Below are 15,576 nucleotides of genomic sequence, written 5' to 3' on the forward strand. Positions count from 1 at the left end.
GTCTTCCAACGCCCGTCCCCACACGCGGGCCCCTTCATAGAGCACCAATTTTGCAGGACAACAGGAGAATCATGGCTGTAGCCGTACGCGTCATTCCGTGCCTGGACGTCGATGCCGGCCGTGTGGTCAAGGGCATCAACTTCGAAGGGCTCCGCGACGCCGGAGATCCGGTGGAGCTGGCGCACCGCTACGACAACGCCGGCGCGGACGAGCTCACCTTTCTGGATGTGACGGCGTCGTCGGGCAACCGGGAAACGACGTTCGACGTCGTCCGCCGCACCGCCGAGGAAGTCTTCATCCCGTTGACCGTGGGCGGCGGTGTGCGCGGCGTCGCCGAAGTGGACAAGCTGCTCCGCTACGGCGCCGACAAGGCGTCCATCAACACGGCCGCGGTGGCCCGGCCCGACGTCATTGACGAAATCACCCGGCACTTCGGCTCGCAGGTGCTCGTGCTGTCAGTGGACGCACGCCGTACCCGCCCCGGATCCGAGCCCACGGCGTCCGGCTTTGAGGTCACCACGCACGGAGGCCGCCAAGGCACCGGAATCGACGCCGTTGCGTGGGCGAAGGAAGCCGCCGATAGGGGAGTGGGGGAAATCCTGCTCAACTCGATCGACGCCGACGGCACGAAGGACGGCTTCGACCTTGAGCTGATTAGGCTCGTCCGTGCGGCCGTCAAGGTTCCCATCATCGCTTCCGGCGGTGCCGGCGACCCCGCCCACTTCCCGCCCGCCGTCGAGGCCGGAGCTGACGCTGTGCTGGCCGCCTCCATCTTCCACTGGGGCCCGGACAACATGATGTCCCAAGTCAAAACCGCCATCCGCGAAGCCGGCTTCGAGGTCCGCTGACCAGACCCGCTGATTGGGCTGGTCGGTCACCGTTTTTTAGAGGCCTACCTCGGCGGACTGCAGAAGCGCGACGGCGTCGGCCTGGCCTTCGAAGGTCACGAGGGCATGGCGCGTGCGGCCGTGGGCGTGCATCAGCAGCTCGCCCGGCTCGCCGACGATGGCCACGGATACGGGTGCGCGCCGTGCGACGTGCCTCGGGCCGGAGGGCCGGACCAGGACAATGCCAAGGTCAACCCCGCGGTACAGGATGGCAGCACGTTTGATCAGCTCGTCCCAGAGCGCTTCGGAGTATTCCTCATCGAGCGCACGGGGTGCCCAGCGGTCGACGGCCCGCCGGATGTCCTCCGTATGGACGAAGTACTCGATCAGGTTGGAGCTTTCGTCCAGCGCCTTGATCTTCATCGGAGACAGCGCCGGGGGACCCGAGCGGAAGGCCTTCACAAGTTCGGTGTAGTCGTCGGAGGTTTTGAGCTTGGATGCGAGCTTGGCCGTTGCATTGTCCGACGCCTTCGACAGGCGCTTAATGATCAGCCCGAGGCCGACAGCGGCCTTCCTTTCGCGCAGGTACAAGTGCGCCGCCAGGTCTCTGGTCTTCCATCCGCGGCAGAGCGTGGGGGAATCAGGACCGGCCGCCAGCAGGGTCTCGGCCAGGACTTCTCGGGACGGTTCGACGAAATGCATCACTTGTGAAAGTAGCACGTTGCCACGGGAGTTGCGCAGTGTATCGCCCCGTGAATTCGTGCCGTTCTTCACACTGATCAGGGGGCTGTGGCGAGGCACTAGACTTGACCTGATGTCTGAGCAGCCCGCCCCCAGCCCCACTCCCGGCCGAACCCCCGGCACCCCCGGCTCCGCCGGTGACAACCCCGCCGTTTCCGAAAGTCCCCTGCCCGCCGAGATTGCCTCCGCGCTGAAGCGGGACGGCGCCGGCCTGGTGGCCGCGATCGTGCAGCAGCACGACACCAACGAGGTGCTCATGCTCGGCTGGATGGACGACGAAGCCCTCAAGCGCACCATGACCACCGGGCGGGTGACGTTCTACTCCCGGTCCCGCCAGGAGTACTGGCGCAAGGGGGACACCTCGGGCCACGTGCAGTGGGTCAAGTCGGTGGCCATGGACTGTGACGGCGATGCCCTGCTGGTGCGCGTCGACCAGGTAGGCGCCGCGTGCCACACCGGAACGCGCACGTGCTTCGACGGCCGCGACCTTGAGGTCGTGACCGGAACCGCCGGATAGCCGCGTTCCGCCGAACAGGTCTATCGATTTAGGCACCACCCCAGAACAGACGGAGAACCAATAGCCATGCAGGACCTCGGAATCATCAGCCCGAGCCTGGAAGAATTCCGGGAACTCGCCGGCCACAGCCGTGTCATCCCCGTCCGGCTCAAGGTCTTGGCCGACGCCGAAACCCCCATCGGCCTCTACCGGAAACTCGCACAGGGCCAGCCCGGCACCTTCCTGATGGAGTCGGCGGCCGTCGGCGGCGCCTGGTCCCGTTATTCGTTCATCGGTGCACGGTCCCGCGCCACGCTGACCACCAAGGACGGCCAGGCTCACTGGCTTGGCCAGCCGCCGGCGGGCGTGCCCGTGGACGGCAACCCCGTGGACGCCATCCGGGACACCGTCGCTGCCCTGCGCACGGAACGTTTCGACGGACTGCCGCCCTTCACGTCGGGACTCGTTGGCTTCCTCGGCTGGGAGACCGTGCGGCACTGGGAACGGCTCACCAGCCCTCCCGAGGACGATCTTCAGCTTCCCGAAATGGCCCTGAACCTCGTCACGGACATGGCAGTCCATGACAACATGGACGGCACCGTTCTGCTGATCGCCAACGCCATCAACTTCGACAACAGCCCCGACCGGGTGGACGAGGCCTGGCAGGACGCCGTGGCCCGTGTGAAGGAACTGCTGGCCCGCATCAGCACCCCGGTGACCCAGCCTGTGTCTGTGCTGGAACCCGCTGCCCTTGATTTTGCGTCCAGTGTCCAGGAACGCTGGGACGAACCCGAGTACCTTGCCGCCCTTGACCGCGGCAAGGAGGCGATCGTGGACGGGGAAGTCTTCCAGGTGGTGATTTCCCGCCGCTTCGAAATGGAGTGCGGGGCGTCCCCTCTGGACGTCTACCGGGTGCTCCGCAACACGAACCCCAGCCCCTACATGTACATCTTCAGCCTCGAGGATGCGGACGGCCGGGAGTATTCGATCGTCGGTTCGTCCCCCGAGGCGCTGGTCACCGTCACCGGAGACGACGTCATCACCCACCCGATCGCGGGTTCCCGCCCGCGCGGCAAGACCGTGGAGGCGGACAAGGCCCTGGCCGAGGAACTCCTCGCGGACCAGAAGGAACGCGCCGAGCACCTGATGCTGGTGGACCTGTCCCGCAACGATCTCTCCAAGGTCTGCGTCGCGGGGTCGGTAGACGTCACACAGTTCATGGAAGTGGAGCGGTTCAGCCACATCATGCACCTGGTCTCCACGGTCGTGGGACAGCTCGCCCCCACGGCCAAGGCATACGACGTCCTGAAGGCCACCTTCCCGGCCGGAACACTCTCGGGCGCCCCGAAACCGCGTGCCCTGCGCCTGCTCGATGAGCTGGAGCCCCACCGCCGCGGAATCTACGGCGGCGTGGTGGGCTACCTGGACTTCGCCGGGGACATGGACATGGCCATCGCCATCCGCTCGGCACTGCTGCGCGAAGGCCGGGCGTATGTGCAGGCCGGCGGCGGCATCGTGGCGGACTCGGTCAACCCGACCGAGGCGTTGGAAACGGTGAACAAAGCGGCTGCTCCGCTGCGCGCCGTGCACACCGCGGGCTCGCTCCACAACATCACGCCCGAATCGGTCGGCACCGCAGAGTCAGCTGCACGCAAGCCGAACGCCGGAGCAGAAACCGGAACAGAATCCTGATGGCGGTTCCGGCAGGTTCGGCCACCCCGGCCAAATCCCGCAGCAGCGCCCCGGCGTGGGCCCGGAAATCCACGGTGGTCCTGCTCATCGCCGTGCTGGCGCTGGCAGTTTTCGGCGCCACCACACAAACCTGGCTCACCGTCCACCTGGACCCGCAGCAGCTGGGACAGACCTCCGCCGTCCAGGACGGACTCGAGGTCCAGGGGAGCAAGGCGGCCACGACTGTGACGGCGCTTGCGCTCGTCGCACTGGCCGGCGGACTGGCCGCTTCCATCGCCGGCAGGATCGCCCGCTGGGTCATCACGGCCATCATCGTGCTGGCAGCTGTGGGCATCGTCGCGGCTGCCGCAACCGTGCTCGCCGACCCGCTTGCGGCCGCCCAGGGATCCATCGCCGCCGCCACGGGTGTTTCGGGGAGCACCGCGGACGTGAGCGTTACGGCGTTCCCCGTCCTCGCCGTCGTCGCCGGTTCCCTCCTGGCACTGGGCGGACTGCTGGTCATCCCCGCGGGAAGGCACTGGAAGATGCGCACTAAGTACGACACCGCGGCAGCCGGAACACCGGCGGCGAAGGCAGGCCCCGTGGACGAGATCGACAGCTGGGACCGGCTCTCCCGCGGTGACGATCCCACCTGAGCGTGAAGGCCTCGAGGCACGCTGCGAAGCTGCCGATGCCTAAGGCCGCGCCAAAAAATGGCAGAATGTAAGCAGTATTGATCCTGAGGAGATTCACATGAGCAAAGCCACAGTTTCCGGCACCCAGCCAGCGGCCGGAAAGACCGGAAAGACCCACCACGGCATCGATCACAGCATCGACCTGGGCCACGGCAACAGCCCGGCCGCATGGACCTGCGTCATCGTCATGCTGATCGGTGCCCTCATCGCCTCCATCGCGTTTGTCATCGCCAGCTCCCCGATCTTCTGGGCGGGCATCGCGGTCATGTTCGTCGGCCTCCTCGCCGGCTACATCATGCGCAAGGCGGGTTACGGCGTGGGCGGCAGCAAGATTAAGAACACCGGCCACTGACCGTGACGGTTCTCGATGACATCAATGCCGGTGTCAGGGAGGACATGGAGGCCCGCAAGCGCCTTGTGTCCCTCGCGGAACTGAAGGACCGCGCCCTGGCGGCCGCTCCGGCGCGTGACGCCTGGGCAGCCCTGGGCGGTCCGTCCGCAACCCGCGACCAGCTCAAGGTCATCGCGGAAATCAAGCGCCGCAGCCCCTCCAAGGGCGACCTCGCGAGCATCGTGGACCCGGCGTCGCTGGCGGAACAGTATGCCGACGGCGGTGCCGCCGTGATCAGCGTGCTCACCGAACAGCGCCGCTTCAACGGCTCCCTCGCGGACCTGGACGCGGTCCGCGCCCGCGTGGACGTCCCGCTGCTCCGCAAGGACTTCACGCTGGACGAGTACCAGATCTGGGAGGCCCGCGCCCACGGTGCGGACCTCATCCTGCTGATCGTGGCGGCCCTGTCCGACCAGCAGCTGCGCGAGTTCAGCGCCCTCAGCAGCGAGCTCGGCATGAACGTCCTGGTGGAAACGCACACGCCGGAGGAAGTTGAACGGGCCGTGGCGGCAGATGCCCGCATCATCGGCGTCAACGTACGCAACCTCAAGACGCTCGACGTCGACCGTTCTGTTTTCGGCAGCCTGGCCGGAAGCATTCCGGCCGGGGCCGTCGTGGTGGCCGAGTCGGGCGTTCGGAATGCCGACGACGTCACACACTTCGCGGCGCACGGCGCCAACGCCATCCTCGTGGGAGAGGCGCTGGTCAGCGACGCCACGCCGCGTGAACGAATTGCGGAGTTCACCGCAGCCGGCGCAGCGGCGATCGCTGCCCGCGTCTGAACCCCGCCTAAAACCACGGCGCCATTCTGTCCGGAACCAGCTGCCACAGGCTGTTGCGGACGGGATGCCGCCTGACATCAATCAGTGAAAAGTGAACAGGATGGTGAGACTGATGGCCGAAGCGCCGACAGCCGGCTCTGATGAAGGCTCGGTGGATGCGTTCCTGCAGGGAGGCACATCGCTGCGTCACGCCCCGGGACCCTACTTCGGCTCGTACGGCGGCCGATGGATGCCCGAGTCTCTGATCGCTGCCCTGGACGAGCTTGAGGACACCTTCGAGAAGGCCAAGGCCGACCCCGAATTCACCGCGCAGATCGCCGAGCTGAACAAGAACTACTCCGGCCGGCCCTCACTCCTGACCGAAGCGAAGCGGTTCGCCGAGCATGCCGGCGGAGTACGGATCTTCCTTAAGCGCGAAGACCTGAACCACACCGGCTCGCACAAGATCAACAACGTGCTGGGCCAGGCGCTCCTCGCCAAGCGCATGGGCAAGACCCGCGTCATTGCCGAGACCGGTGCCGGCCAGCACGGCGTGGCCAGCGCTACCGCCGCCGCACTGCTCGGCCTCGAGTGCGTGGTGTACATGGGCGCCGAGGACTGCCGCCGCCAGGCCCTGAACGTGGCCCGGATGGAGCTCCTCGGGGCCACCGTCGTACCCGTGACCAACGGTTCGCAGACCCTCAAGGACGCCATCAACGAGGCCCTCCGAGACTGGGTGGCGAACGTCGGACACACCCACTACCTGCTGGGCACAGCTGCCGGCGCGCACCCGTTCCCCGCCATGGTCCGCTACTTCCACGAGGTCATCGGCGAAGAGGCCCGCGCGCAGATCCTCGAGCAGGCCGGCCGCCTGCCGGATGCCGTCTGCGCCTGCATCGGCGGCGGCTCCAACGCCATCGGCATCTTCCACGGCTTCCTGGATGACCCCTCCGTCAAGATCTACGGCTTCGAGGCAGGCGGCGACGGCGTGGACACCGGCCGCCACGCAGCCACCATCACGCTCGGCAAGCCCGGCGTACTGCACGGCGCCCGGTCGTACCTCATGCAGGATGACGACGGGCAGACGATCGAGTCCCACTCCATCTCCGCAGGCCTGGACTACCCGGGCGTCGGACCGGAGCACTCCTACCTCGCCGACATCGGACGGGTCAGCTACGAGCCCATCACCGACAGTGAAGCCATGGACGCCTTCCGGCTCCTCTGCCGCACCGAGGGCATCATTCCCGCGATCGAGTCCTCCCACGCGCTGGCAGGTGCCATCAAGGTGGGCCAGCGGCTGGCTGCAGAAAGCGGAACGGGAGAAGCGAGCGACAAGATCGTGATCGTGAACCTGTCCGGCCGGGGCGATAAGGACGTTGCAACAGCAGCCGAATGGTTCGACCTCCTGGACAAGAATTCCGCAGAGGCAACCATCGGCAAGGAAGGGGAACAGCTGTGAGTACCGCGCAGATGACCAGCAAATCGGCAATCGCCATCGACAAGGCCCGCGCAGAAGGACGGGCGGCCCTCATCGGCTACCTGCCCGCCGGCTTTCCCACCGTCGAGGAGACCATCGCGGCAGGCATTGCCCTGGCCCGCAACGGCGCCGACCTCATTGAGATCGGCATTCCCTACTCCGACCCCGTGATGGACGGCCCGGTGATCCAGGCCGCCACCACCGAGGCGCTGGCCAAGGGCTTCGCCGTCCGCCAGGTCTTCGACGTGGTCGCGGGCATTACGGCCGAAACCGACGCCGCCGTCCTGGTGATGACCTACTGGAACCCCGTGGTGCGGATGGGCGTGGATGAATTCTCCCGCCGCCTGGCCGAAGCCGGGGGAGCGGGCCTCATCACGCCGGACCTCATTCCGGACGAGGCCGCCGAGTGGATGGAAGCCTCCGACAAGTACGGGCTGGACCGTGTGTTCCTCGTCGCGCCGTCCTCCTCGACCGAACGCATGCGGCGTACGGTCGAAGCCAGCCGGGGCTTCGTTTACGCAGTCTCCATCATGGGCGTCACCGGGGCCCGGTCTTCGGTCAGCGCCGCAGCCGAGGGAGTCGTGGCTGCGGCCAAGGAAGCCGGCGCAGAGCGCGTGTGCGTGGGCCTCGGGGTGTCGAACGCGGAGCACGTCGCGGAAATCGCCGCCTATGCCGACGGCGTGATCGTGGGAACTGCCCTCGTCGCCGCCATCCGCGACGGCGGCGCGGATGCAGTGGCCAGCCTTACCAGGGACCTCAGCACCGGACTGACCAGGAAGTAGCCCTCCATCATGCAGATGTTCCACACCGCGGCCGCCCTGGTTCCGGCAAACATTGTTCCGGCGAACATGGTCCCGGCAAGCATTCCGAGCCCGGACTGGTCCGGCTTCGACATTCCGCTGCCATGGGGCTCGCTGCGCATCCATGCCTACGCCCTGTGCATCCTCGCGGGCATCATCGTCGGCCTCTGGCTGACGTCGGTGCGGTGGGCGAAGCGCGGCGCCCCCGAGGGCAGCGTGTGGGACATCGTCATTTGGGCCATACCGTTCGGCATCATCGGCGGTCGGCTCTACCACGTGTTCTCGTCCCCGGACGCCTACTTCGGCCCGGGGTTCGACGGCACGGGCGACCTCTCCCTGATCCCGCAGATCCAGCGCGGCGGCCTCGGAATCTGGGGCGCTGTTGTGCTGGGTGCTTTCGGTGCCTGGATTGGCTGCCGCCGGGCCGGCGTGAAGTTGACGGCCTTCCTGGACGCCGCCGCGCCGGGACTGCTTCTCGCGCAGGCCGTGGGCCGGTGGGGCAACTACTTCAACCAAGAGCTTTTCGGCGGCCCCACCACCCTGCCGTGGGGCCTCCAGGTGGATGCGGACAACGCGAACTTCCCATCGGGCTACGCCGCGGACACCCTGTTCCACCCCACGTTCCTCTATGAGTCACTGTGGAACATCGCGGGCGTGCTTATTCTGCTTGCCCTGGACCGGCGCTTCCACTTCCGCCGCGGCCGGCTCTTCTGGCTGTACGCCATGTATTACACGCTGGGCCGCGTATGGATCGAAGCGATGCGGATCGACGACGCCGAACAGATCAGCCTCTTCGGCATCACCACACGGCTCAACGTCTGGACCAGCGTCTTCGTGTTCGTCGCCGCGCTGGCAGTGTTCATCGTGCTGGGGCTGCGCAAGAAGGCGGATGACGGGAACGTCTACCTTCCCGGCCGCGAGCCCGCCGCTGTTCCGGCCGTTGAGGAAGCAGCCGCTGAGGAAGCAGCCGCCGACACGGCCGGTAACAAAACTGCCGTCGACGCTGCCGCGAACGAGGCCGCCGTCGATCCGGCCGGCGACGAAACAGCCGTCGAGACGGCCGCGGGCGAAACAGCCGTCGAGACGGCTGCGGGAGCCGAAAAAACGGACGACGTCGGGAGCTCGCCAGAGCAGGCAGGGAAGCCGGCAAGCGGCCGTCGCTCCGCCGTCGATCCCGTCCGTGATCCGGACCCGGCTGTCTCAGATAGTGAATGGCGTGGTAATCTCCCTGATAACAAAAACGGTCCAGGCCACTCTTCTGCCCCAACGGAAGCAGTGCCGGCGCCAAGTGGTGGCGACACGTCCGCCACGGATTCGCCGGACACCGGAAAATCCGGTGCAACAGCAACCGGAGCCGTGCCGAAAGCTGACGGCACCCGCTAGTTCAGCACAGGCAACCAGGGCAGCCAGAGCTACCGCTTGGAGCGCCCAAGACCACAACGTCGTGGTATCAGGGCCCTACCGGTCAGCACAGAGCTGCCAGCCGGTCAAGCCCGGGCCGGGAGCCTGCGTAACTGTTAGTCCAGCAGTCCTCCCTGCCCTACAATTTCCAGTAACTAACACTTTGTTGTGCCCATCACACCGGCGCTCTGAGTGGGGCCAACGTTGTCCCTTCCATACGCACGATCAGGAGGAAGGACGTCTCCCATGACCCAAACTCTTCACAGCCCCAGCTGGTCTGAACCGAACCAGCCAGACGCCGCCATGTCGCCGTTCAAGCGATTCGCGGCGCTCCCGGAGGCTTCCGGGCTCTACAACCCGGAGCAGGAGAAGGACGCCTGCGGTCTTGCGATCATCGCCACACTGCGCGGGGAACCCGGCTACGACATCGTTGACGCCGCGCTGACCGCCCTGCGCAACCTTGAGCACCGCGGCGCCGTGGGCGCCGATGAGGGAACGGGCGACGGCGCCGGACTGCTGATGCAGGTGCCGGACGAGTTCTTCCGTGCCGTCACCGAATTCGAACTTCCCGCACCCGGGCAGTACGTCGTGGGCACCGCCTTCCTCCCCGCAGAGCAGCGCGAAGCCAGCGCCGCCAAGGCAGGCATCGAAGGCCTCGCGGCCGACGAGGGCCTCACCGTCCTCGGCTGGCGCGAAGTGCCTGTGGTGGCCGACCTCGTCGGCGCCATGGCCCGCGCCTGCATGCCGTACTTCTCCCAGCCGTTCTTCGCCTCCGCCACCGGCGAACAGCTTGACCGCAACGAACTTGACTCCCGGGCCTGGCGCATCCGCAAGCGTGCCCAGAACAAGTTCGGCGTGTACTTCCCGTCGCTGTCCTCCAGGACCATCGTCTACAAGGGCATGCTGACCACGGCCCAGCTGGAGCCGTTCTACCCGGACCTCTCCGACAAGCGGTTCAAGACCAAGCTGGCGATCGTCCACTCGCGCTTCTCCACCAACACCTTCCCGTCCTGGCCGCTGGCCCAGCCGTTCCGCACCATCGCCCACAACGGGGAAATCAACACCGTGAAGGGCAACCGGAACTGGATGCGCGCCCGCCAGTCGCAACTGGCCAACCCGCTGCTGGGAGATTCCCCTGAGGAGCTCTTCCCCATCTGCACCCCCGGTGCATCGGACTCCGCGTCCTTCGACGAAGTGGCCGAGCTGCTCTGGCTGTCCGGCCGCCCCATCACGCATTCGATCATGATGATGATCCCCGAGGCGTGGGAAAACCATGCCTCCATGGATCCGGCACGCCGCGCTTTCTACGAGTACCACTCCCTGCTGATGGAGCCGTGGGACGGGCCCGCCGCTGTTTCGTTCACGGACGGCAACCTGGTCGGCGCCACGCTGGACCGCAACGGCCTCCGCCCCGGCCGGTACTGGATCACGGAGGAGGGCCTTGTTGTCTTCGCCTCCGAGGTCGGCGTCATCGACGTCGAAGCCTCCAAGGTGGTCAAGAAGGGCCGTGTTTCCCCCGGCAAGATGTTCCTGGTGGACACCGAAGCCGGCCGGATCATCGACGATGAAGAGGTCAAGGCCGAAGTCGCCGCGGCCAACCCCTGGGCCGAATGGGTCAAGGACAACCTGATCGACCTCAACGAGCTCCCGGAGCGCGAGCACGTGGTGCACACGGCAGCGTCCGTGAACATCCGCCAGCGGACGTTCGGCTACACCACCGAAGAGCTCAAGATCCTGCTCGGCCCCATGGCCCGCACCGGCGCCGAGCCGCTGGGCGCCATGGGCTCCGATACCCCGGTGGCGGTGCTGTCCAAGCGCCCCCGCCTGCTGTTCGACTACTTCGTGCAGTCCTTCGCGCAGGTCACCAACCCGCCGCTGGACGCGATCCGCGAAGAGCTGGTCACCTCGCTGACGTGCGCCATCGGCCCCAACGGCAACCTGCTCGACACCAAGCAGGTCCGCCAGCCGCAGGTCTCCCTGCCGTTCCCGGTCATCAACAACGACCAGCTGGCCAAGATCGCCAACATCGAGGATGCCGACGGCAACCGCGTGGCCATGAAAGTCCGCGGCCTGTACCGCCCGGAGGGCGGCGAAAACGCCCTGCGTGCCCGCCTCACCGAGATCTGCGAGCAGGTGTCCGGTGCCATCAACCGCGGCGTGCAGTACGTGGTGCTGTCAGACCGTGACTCCAACGCCCAGTGGGCACCGATTCCTTCGCTGCTGCTGGTCAGCGCCGTGCACCACCACCTGCTGCGCAGCGCCAACCGCACCAAGACGGCGCTCGTGGTCGAAGCGGGCGACGTCCGCGAGACGCACCACGTGGCCGTGCTCGTGGGCTACGGCGCCTCGGCCGTCAACCCGTACCTGGCCATGGAATCCGTGGAGCAGCTCATCGCCGCCGGCGACGTCGTCGGGGTGACCCCGCAGGACGGCGTGTACAACCTCATCAAGGGCCTGGGCAAGGGCGTCCTGAAGATCATGTCCAAAATGGGCATCTCCACGGTGGCCTCGTACACCGGCGCCCAAACCTTTGAAGCACTTGGCCTCGGCCAGGAGCTCGTGGACGAATTCTTCGCCGGCACGCACTCCCAGCTGGGCGGCGTTGGCCTGGACGTCATCGCGGCCGAGGTTTCCGCCCGCCACCAGATGGCCTACCCGGAGGGCGGCATCGAGCAGCCCCACCGCCCCCTGCTGGGCGGCGGCGAGTACCAGTGGCGCCGCGACGGCGAGCCCCACCTCTTCAACCCGGAGACCGTCTTCCGGCTGCAGCACGCCACGCGTGAGCGCCGCTATGACATCTTCAAGTCCTACACCAGGGGCGTGGACGACCAGTCCGAGAACCTGATGACCCTGCGCGGGCTCCTCAAGTTCAAGGACGGCCTCCGCCCTGCCGTGCCGCTCGAGGAAGTGGAGCCGGTCTCCAGCATCGTCAAGCGGTTCTCCACGGGCGCCATGAGCTACGGCTCCATCTCCAAAGAGGCCCATGAGACACTAGCCATCGCGATGAACCGGCTGGGCGGCAAGTCCAACACCGGTGAAGGCGGTGAGGACATTGACCGTCTCCTGGATCCCGAGCGCCGCTCTGCCGTCAAGCAGATCGCGTCCGGCCGCTTTGGTGTCACCAGCCTGTACCTGAGCAACGCGGACGACATCCAGATCAAGATGGCCCAGGGCGCCAAGCCCGGCGAAGGCGGCCAGCTGATGGCCCAGAAGGTGTACCCCTGGGTTGCCCGCACGCGCCACTCGACCCCCGGCGTCGCACTCATTTCCCCGCCCCCGCACCACGACATCTACTCGATCGAGGACCTCGCGCAGCTCATCTACGATGCGAAGCGTGCCAATCCCTCGGCCCGGGTACACGTCAAACTCGTTTCCGAGGTGGGCATCGGCACAGTTGCCGCCGGTGTGACAAAGGCGAAGGCCGACGTCGTGCTCGTTTCCGGTCACGACGGCGGAACCGGCGCCTCGCCGCTGAACTCGCTCAAGCACGCCGGTGTCCCGTGGGAGCTGGGTCTCGCAGAGACCCAGCAGACCCTGATGCTCAACGGCCTGCGCGACCGCGTGGTGGTGCAGGTGGACGGCCAGCTCAAGACCGGCCGCGACGTCGTGATCGCCGCGCTGCTCGGCGGCGAGGAATTCGGCTTCGCCACGGCACCGCTGGTGGTAGAAGGCTGCATCATGATGCGGGTCTGCCACCTGGACACCTGCCCTGTCGGTGTGGCCACGCAGAACCCCGAGCTGCGGGCCCGCTTCAGCGGCAAGCCCGAATTCGTGGTCAACTTCTTCGAGTTCCTGGCAGAAGAGGTCCGCGAAATCCTTGCGGAACTCGGCTTCCGGAGCATTGAAGAAGCGATCGGACACGCCGAAATGCTGGACACCCGCGAGGCGATCGATCACTGGAAGGCCGAAGGCCTGGACCTCGACCCCATCCTGCACGGGCTGGAGTTCGACGACGACGCGCCGCTGCGCAACCTGACCGGCCAGAACCACGAGCTGGACAAGCACTTCGACCAGCGGCTGATAACGATGGCCGCCGAGGCGCTGACCGACCGCGCACCGGTGAAGATCGCCGTGGACGTCATCAACACCGACCGTTCCGTAGGCACGATGCTGGGCCACGTGGTCACCAAGACCTTCGGCACAGACTTCCTCGCGACGGACACGATCGACGTCACGCTGACCGGCACCGCCGGCCAGTCCCTGGGCGCCTTCCTGCCTGCCGGCATCACGCTGCGCCTGTACGGCGATTCCAACGACTACGTGGGCAAGGGCCTGTCCGGGGGACGGATCATCGTCCGCCCGGACCGCACCAACGTGTTCCAAGCCGAGAGCAACGTGATCGCCGGAAACGTCATCGGCTACGGCGCCACGAGCGGCGAGCTGTTCCTGCGCGGCCAGGTGGGCGAACGCTTCCTGGTCCGCAACTCGGGCGCCACGGCGGTTGTCGAAGGCATCGGCGACCACGGCTGCGAATACATGACAGGCGGGCAGACGCTGATCATCGGGCGGACCGGACGCAACTTCGGCGCCGGCATGTCCGGTGGTACGGCCTACGTCCTGGACCTCGACAGCACCCGGGTCAACAAGCAGGCACTGGAATCCGGTGAGCTCCAGCTCCGCGATTTGGACGCCGAGGACCGCGACATCGTGCACGGCCTCCTCGTCAAGCACGTCGAAGAAACTGACTCCCAGCTGGCCATGCGACTGCTCGAGAACTTCGATGACACCGCTGCCCGCATTACCAAGGTGCTGCCGCGCGACTACGCGGCCGTGCTGCAAACCCGTCTTGACGCCATCGAAGAGGGCCTGGACCCCGACGGCGAAGAAGTTTGGTCTCGAATCCTGGAGGTGACCGGTGGCTGACCCACGCGGATTTCTGAAAGTACGCCAGCGTGAAACCCAGCCACGCCGCCCCGTTCCCGTCCGCATCATGGACTGGAAGGAAGTCTATGAGGCCCAGGAAAAGGGTGTCCTCAAGAGCCAGGCCGGCCGCTGCATGGACTGCGGTGTGCCGTTCTGCCACCAGGGCTGCCCGCTCGGGAACCTGATTCCCGAGTGGAACGACCTCATGTGGCGCGACAAGGGGCAGGAAGCGATTGAGCGGCTGCACGCCACCAACAACTTCCCCGAGTGGACCGGCCGTCTGTGCCCGGCCCCCTGCGAGGCGTCCTGCGTGCTGGGCATCAACCAGCCTGCCGTGACCATCAAGCAGGTCGAGGTCTCCATCATCGACGAGGCCTTCGACAACGGCTGGGTCAACCCGCTGCCGCCCCACCGCCTGACCGGCAAAACGGTGGCCGTCGTGGGATCCGGCCCGGCAGGCCTTGCCGTCGCCCAGCAGCTGACCCGCGTGGGCCACACGGTCGCCGTGTATGAACGCGACGACAAGATCGGCGGCCTGCTGCGGTACGGCATCCCCGACTTCAAGATGGAGAAAGAGCAGGTGGACCGCCGGCTCGAGCAGATGAAGGCCGAGGGCACCCGCTTCCGCACCGGCGTCGCCGTCGGTACTGACGTGACGTGGGAGCAGCTGCGCCGCCGGTACGACGCGGTGGTCATCGCCACCGGCGCCACCGTTCCGCGCGACCTGAAGATCCCGGGACGCGAGCTCGACGGCGTGCACTTCGCAATGGACTACCTCGTTCCGGCCAACCGTGTGGTGGCGGGGGAGCAGATCGAAAACCAGATCCACGCCAAGGGCAAGCACGTGGTGATCCTCGGCGGCGGCGACACCGGTGCGGACTGCCTCGGCACGGCGCACCGCCACGGTGCCGCCTCGGTGACCACCCTGGCCATCGGCAAGCAGCCTCCGGCGGAGCGCGCCGGGCACCAGCCGTGGCCGACCTTCCCGACGCTCTTCGAAATGGCCAGCGCCCACGAGGAAGGCGGTGAGCGCACCTACCTCGCCTCCACGGTGGAGTTCGTCGGCGAAAACGGCAAGCTGACCGGCGTCAAGGTTGCCGAAACCGAGTTCGTTGACGGCAAGCGGCTCCCCAAGGCCGGCACGGAGCGGATCATCCCCGCCGACCTGGTGTTCCTGTCCCTGGGCTTCACCGGCGCGGAACCCGCCGGCATCACCGAACAGGTCCACGCCGAGTTCGACGGACGCGGCAACGTGTCCCGCGACGGCTACTACATGACCAACACCGAGGGCGTGTTCGTGGCCGGCGACGCCGGACGCGGCCAGTCCCTGATCGTGTGGGCCATTGCCGAAGGACGCGCCGCAGCCGCGGCGGTGGACAAGTACCTCATGGGGAGCACGATTCTGCCCGCTCCCGTTGCACCGACGGACCGCGCCATCGCCGTCCTCTAGTTA

At 66.9% G+C, this 15,576-nt stretch carries 12 protein-coding genes; 11 read left to right on the forward strand and 1 reads right to left on the reverse strand.

What is annotated here, in order from left to right; genetic code table 11:
* The first annotated feature begins 71 nt into the window (after positions 1-71).
* Positions 72-848, forward strand: coding sequence for an imidazole glycerol phosphate synthase subunit HisF (gene hisF / locus AC6CH3_RS11700; RefSeq protein ID WP_498132590.1), 777 nt, complete (start codon positions 72-74; stop codon positions 846-848).
* Between the two features lie 36 nt (positions 849-884).
* On the opposite strand, the gene AC6CH3_RS11705 is transcribed toward hisF, so the two are convergent.
* The gene (locus tag AC6CH3_RS11705; RefSeq protein ID WP_498132685.1) at positions 885-1,529 is read right to left on the reverse strand and encodes a TIGR03085 family metal-binding protein; all 645 of its coding nucleotides are present in this window, start codon (positions 1,527-1,529) and stop codon (positions 885-887) included.
* Positions 1,530-1,641: 112 nt separating this feature from the next.
* On the opposite strand from AC6CH3_RS11705, the gene hisI reads away from it, so the two are divergent.
* The 10 genes from hisI to AC6CH3_RS11755 all read left to right on the forward strand — a co-directional run bounded on the left by hisI (position 1,642) and on the right by AC6CH3_RS11755 (position 15,573).
* Complete coding sequence (gene hisI, locus AC6CH3_RS11710; RefSeq protein ID WP_498132591.1) at positions 1,642-2,085, forward strand: phosphoribosyl-AMP cyclohydrolase; 444 nt, start codon at positions 1,642-1,644, stop codon at positions 2,083-2,085.
* A 66-nt stretch (positions 2,086-2,151) separates the two neighbouring features.
* A complete protein-coding gene (locus AC6CH3_RS11715) occupies positions 2,152-3,756 on the forward strand; it encodes an anthranilate synthase component I (protein WP_498132592.1) in 1,605 nt (534 codons plus the stop codon).
* Positions 3,756-4,391: a Trp biosynthesis-associated membrane protein gene (locus AC6CH3_RS11720; protein ID WP_498132593.1), complete on the forward strand. Its 636-nt coding sequence runs from the start codon at positions 3,756-3,758 to the stop codon at positions 4,389-4,391. Before AC6CH3_RS11715 ends, AC6CH3_RS11720 begins: the two co-directional genes overlap by 1 nt.
* A gap of 97 nt (positions 4,392-4,488) precedes the next feature.
* Positions 4,489-4,782 carry an HGxxPAAW family protein gene (locus AC6CH3_RS11725; RefSeq protein WP_400579517.1) on the forward strand — a complete coding sequence of 98 codons (294 nt, stop codon included), beginning with the start codon at positions 4,489-4,491 and terminating at the stop codon, positions 4,780-4,782.
* A 2-nt stretch (positions 4,783-4,784) separates the two neighbouring features.
* Positions 4,785-5,603 carry an indole-3-glycerol phosphate synthase TrpC gene (trpC, locus tag AC6CH3_RS11730; RefSeq protein ID WP_400579516.1) on the forward strand — a complete coding sequence of 273 codons (819 nt, stop codon included), beginning with the start codon at positions 4,785-4,787 and terminating at the stop codon, positions 5,601-5,603.
* Between the two features lie 112 nt (positions 5,604-5,715).
* Positions 5,716-7,041, forward strand: a complete 1,326-nt coding sequence (gene trpB / locus AC6CH3_RS11735; RefSeq protein WP_400579608.1) for a tryptophan synthase subunit beta — start codon at positions 5,716-5,718, stop codon at positions 7,039-7,041.
* 11 nt (positions 7,042-7,052) lie between these two features.
* The gene (gene trpA, locus AC6CH3_RS11740) at positions 7,053-7,841 is read left to right on the forward strand and encodes a tryptophan synthase subunit alpha (RefSeq protein WP_498132686.1); all 789 of its coding nucleotides are present in this window, start codon (positions 7,053-7,055) and stop codon (positions 7,839-7,841) included.
* Positions 7,842-7,850: 9 nt separating this feature from the next.
* Positions 7,851-9,242 carry a prolipoprotein diacylglyceryl transferase gene (gene lgt, locus AC6CH3_RS11745; RefSeq protein ID WP_498132594.1) on the forward strand — a complete coding sequence of 464 codons (1,392 nt, stop codon included), beginning with the start codon at positions 7,851-7,853 and terminating at the stop codon, positions 9,240-9,242.
* A 264-nt stretch (positions 9,243-9,506) separates the two neighbouring features.
* Positions 9,507-14,123, forward strand: coding sequence for a glutamate synthase large subunit (gltB, locus tag AC6CH3_RS11750; protein WP_498132595.1), 4,617 nt, complete (start codon positions 9,507-9,509; stop codon positions 14,121-14,123).
* Entirely contained in the window at positions 14,116-15,573 is a 1,458-nt protein-coding gene (locus tag AC6CH3_RS11755) for a glutamate synthase subunit beta (protein ID WP_498132596.1), read from the forward strand. Before gltB ends, AC6CH3_RS11755 begins: the two co-directional genes overlap by 8 nt.
* The last annotated feature ends 3 nt before the right edge of the window (positions 15,574-15,576 follow it).

This window comes from Arthrobacter sp. GQ119 (assembly GCF_059759125.1).

What these genes read in the sequence shown, in the direction of transcription:
- AC6CH3_RS11725 (WP_400579517.1), top strand. Translation starts at nt 4,489, where the DNA reads ATGAGCAAAGCCACAGTTTCCGGCACCCAGCCAGCGGCCGGAAAGACC.
- AC6CH3_RS11705 (WP_498132685.1), bottom strand. Translation starts at nt 1,529, where the DNA reads ATGCATTTCGTCGAACCGTCCCGAGAAGTCCTGGCCGAGACCCTGCTG.
- hisF (WP_498132590.1), top strand. Translation starts at nt 72, where the DNA reads ATGGCTGTAGCCGTACGCGTCATTCCGTGCCTGGACGTCGATGCCGGC.
- gltB (WP_498132595.1), top strand. Translation starts at nt 9,507, where the DNA reads ATGACCCAAACTCTTCACAGCCCCAGCTGGTCTGAACCGAACCAGCCA.
- trpA (WP_498132686.1), top strand. Translation starts at nt 7,053, where the DNA reads ATGACCAGCAAATCGGCAATCGCCATCGACAAGGCCCGCGCAGAAGGA.
- AC6CH3_RS11720 (WP_498132593.1), top strand. Translation starts at nt 3,756, where the DNA reads ATGGCGGTTCCGGCAGGTTCGGCCACCCCGGCCAAATCCCGCAGCAGC.
- AC6CH3_RS11715 (WP_498132592.1), top strand. Translation starts at nt 2,152, where the DNA reads ATGCAGGACCTCGGAATCATCAGCCCGAGCCTGGAAGAATTCCGGGAA.
- hisI (WP_498132591.1), top strand. Translation starts at nt 1,642, where the DNA reads ATGTCTGAGCAGCCCGCCCCCAGCCCCACTCCCGGCCGAACCCCCGGC.
- lgt (WP_498132594.1), top strand. Translation starts at nt 7,851, where the DNA reads ATGCAGATGTTCCACACCGCGGCCGCCCTGGTTCCGGCAAACATTGTT.
- trpB (WP_400579608.1), top strand. Translation starts at nt 5,716, where the DNA reads ATGGCCGAAGCGCCGACAGCCGGCTCTGATGAAGGCTCGGTGGATGCG.